The sequence below is a fragment of the Bartonella sp. MM97QHHN genome, assembly GCF_042194285.1.
In the GTDB taxonomy this organism is placed as follows: Bacteria; Pseudomonadota; Alphaproteobacteria; order Rhizobiales; family Rhizobiaceae; genus Bartonella.
In genome coordinates this window covers 1-3,186 of record NZ_JBHIMS010000040.1, presented here as the reverse complement: position 1 = coordinate 3,186, position 3,186 = coordinate 1, and the positions used below count along the sequence as shown (strand labels likewise).

The following is a 3,186-nucleotide window of genomic DNA, read 5'->3' as shown; positions in this document are numbered from 1 at the left end:
TTATAGTAACATCTGAAAATAATGGGCTTCATGCAGATGGTGAACAATCTAAAATCACAATGACTGGAGGAACTGTAAAAGCAAAAGAAGCTGCATTTGTCTTAAAAGATGGCGGATATATTGATGTCACAGATATTTCTGCGAAAGCACAGTGCAATGGGATAAGCATTGATGACTCCAAAAACGATCAGACTTCAAGAATCAACCTGACCAATACAAACCTTTTTGTCGAAGATGGAACGGGTATTGTTGCCAACAATTCATCAAATGGTAAACTCAACCTCAAAGATTCAAAAATCAGTGCCGACAGGTTATTCGTGGGTATAACTCACGATACGCCAAAACCTGATCAAATCTTTACACTCACCGCAGAAAACTCTCTCTTACAGGGGGGAGTAAGAAATGACGAAAACAGCAGAACAACTTTCGATCTCAAAAACGATACAACATGGTTCGTAAACACTAGCACAAAAGAAAAAGATGATGCGGGCAAGTTACTTGATATTGCCCAAAGATCTCATTCTGATGTTTCTATACTTAATCTCGACAATAGTTCCATTGTTTTTCAACAGCCGACAGAAAACCATTATCATACATTGCATATAGGTTCTGGGAAACCAGACACGCAAGCAGTCTACAATGCTTCTGGTGACGCAAAGATTTCTTTTAATGTTGGATCTGTTGAGAGCTCTGATATAATCGATCAAAAAAATGATCGACTTCTGATCCAAGGAGATGTCTTAGGTACAACAACAGTTTATGTTATGAGTGATTTCAAAGATAGCAATAATATAACAGAAGCTTTTCACCCTTCTTCTAATACCAGTGGAGTTTCGCTCATTCAAGTTTCCGGGAAAGCAGATGAAAATTCCTTCAAATTAGCCAATGGTTATATCCAAGCAACTGGTTCACCTTATAAATATAGGCTTACCGCTTATGGACCAACATCCAGCTATGGTGCTGCAAATGAAACACTAAACCTGTTGGGAGAAAATGATAATTTCTGGGATTTCCGTTTGCAGAAATTTATTTTACCACAAGTAGCGAGCTATTTGGCCGTACCTAATGCTCTCTTCTACGCTGGTTTTATCGATATGGCTCAACAAAGTACTCTGTTAGCTGATCTGAGAACAACAGCTATAGGGATCGAAGATAACGTCAAAAAAAATGGATTCTTTCTCTCTTCCTATGGAAGTATCGCAACCCTATCGTCACAACAATATGGCTATAACACAAACATTCGCTATGCTGCTACACAAGCAGGTTTTACAGCTTCTGCACAAAAGAGCCAAAATACAATCCTATATTGGGGTCTTACCGGAACCTATGCTCAATTATCCCTCACCCCCCAAAATATAGAAGATGCAGACAAGAGTACGCTTAACAAATGGGCAGTCACAGCCTACAGCGGTATAGAGCATAATAGCGGTTTCTATATGGATACACTCTTCTCTTATGGGATCTGGAAAGGAAATATCTCTACAGCCATCGCTAACAGTACCACTAAAGTCGATGATATAAAAATGTTAATTGCCTCAACAACAATAGGTCAAAAATTCACAACGGGTATTAAAGCCCTCACGTTTGAACCCCAGGCACAACTTGTTTACCAGCGTCTAATCTTTAATGCCTTTTCTGATGCTGATAATCTTAAAGTTGATATCGGTGAACCTTATCAATGGTTAGTACGCATTGGTGGACGTTTGACAAAAACTACTACCTCCACAGAAAAGAACCGTGTCATTTCTCTGTATGGAAAAGTGAACTTTCTCAAAACTTTTGGTGATGATGGTAAAGTACAGATTGGCGACACCTTTCCCCTTGAGCCTACAGGATCTTCTATTGAAGGTGGGCTTGGCATCAATGCAAAATTGTCTCGCAGTTTAGCCCTCCATGGTGATATAAACTATCGAAAAAAGCTGCAAAAAACTGGTATATCCGGAACAAACTTTTCAGGAGGGATACGCTATCAGTTTTAAGGAAAGTCTGTAAATAGCCTATTCATTCTATTCAATTTAACAAAAAAGGCAGTATACATACTGCCTTTTTAATCTATGTAAGCTACTATTCTTATCCCCTGAAACTTTTTTCTTTTCTCCTCAATGATCTCCTTCCCTCCTATTTACACGAGTCACGCGGCATATTCATTATCGAATTTGTCTATAAAGCTAAGCAAAGTGTATTTTTAGATAATAAAAAGAAGACTACATTGGAAAAGATAATGATAAAAGAAACTCTCTCTTCATACCTTTTCTATGTTTATCCTCCTGTTTCTTCAATCCATTAGCTTAACACCACCCTGTAAGGATTCATTTATATGTCCATGTACCGTTTTTAGGCAAACCATTTTGACAATGCTTATCCCTCTCATTCCATACAGTATATTGATTTATAAAGATAATTCTTTGTTTTCCATGTTGAATGAGAGTCCCTAATATCGTAGGATTCTCTCATTTCAAACTTGTTTTATGTTGAAACAATTAAAAATTTTCTTGCACGTTACAAGCAGGGCTGGCGTGTGGAGAAAAGTTATATAAGAAAAGCCTGAGAAGTCCTCTCATGAACTGCCTCAAGTGCCAAGGGCTTGTCACAAAAACATTGGGAGCTGGCAAAGTGTGTGATGGGCTTGCTCTTTTATTAAGCGTAAAGGTATCGGCTTACTCCTTCGTAAGCGTAAAGATGATGGGACTCTATGGCTTTAGCGTTATAGCATTCATGAACACCATCGCGAAATGGGCTGTGCTTCCTTAGAAAAATGGACTTTGGTACCCTTAGCCTCTTTAAAGAAAGCCTGTGAATAGCCCCCTCATCTCTTCTTCTTATAGCAGAAAAAATTTGCTGATCGTTTTGGTGAGTGCATCAAATAATACATCTCAACGCTATAGAGCTTTTTATAACGATTATCTTTAATAGACAATTTTTAAATATCATACTTCATAGTGCTTTTAGCATAAGCTTAACCAAGCTAGGTTTTATGAAATCCACTTTTCTCAACTTTTTATGATCATGAAAAAAAGTTTTTCTGAAGCAAAACTTCAAATCATAGAGAACACCATCAATATAATTCGTTTTGTTATTTACAATAAAAACATAATGATATAGAAACTGTCTGGGTACTTGCGCCATCAGGGGAATGAAGTAAGCATCAAAGCATACCAAATACTAAAGGCATATCTATGTGTAAGA

The 3,186-nt window shown here is 37.5% G+C and carries 2 protein-coding genes; both read left to right on the top strand.

The features are described 5' to 3' along the window. On the top strand, window positions 1-1,979 hold a 1,979-nt coding region (locus ACFIJW_RS02130), incomplete at its 5' end, for an autotransporter outer membrane beta-barrel domain-containing protein (protein ID WP_375633135.1). Window positions 1,980-2,559: 580 nt separating this feature from the next. Next, window positions 2,560-2,751: a hypothetical protein gene (locus ACFIJW_RS02125; RefSeq protein WP_375633134.1), complete on the top strand. Its 192-nt coding sequence runs from the start codon at window positions 2,560-2,562 to the stop codon at window positions 2,749-2,751. Window positions 2,752-3,186: the final 435 nt, after the last annotated feature.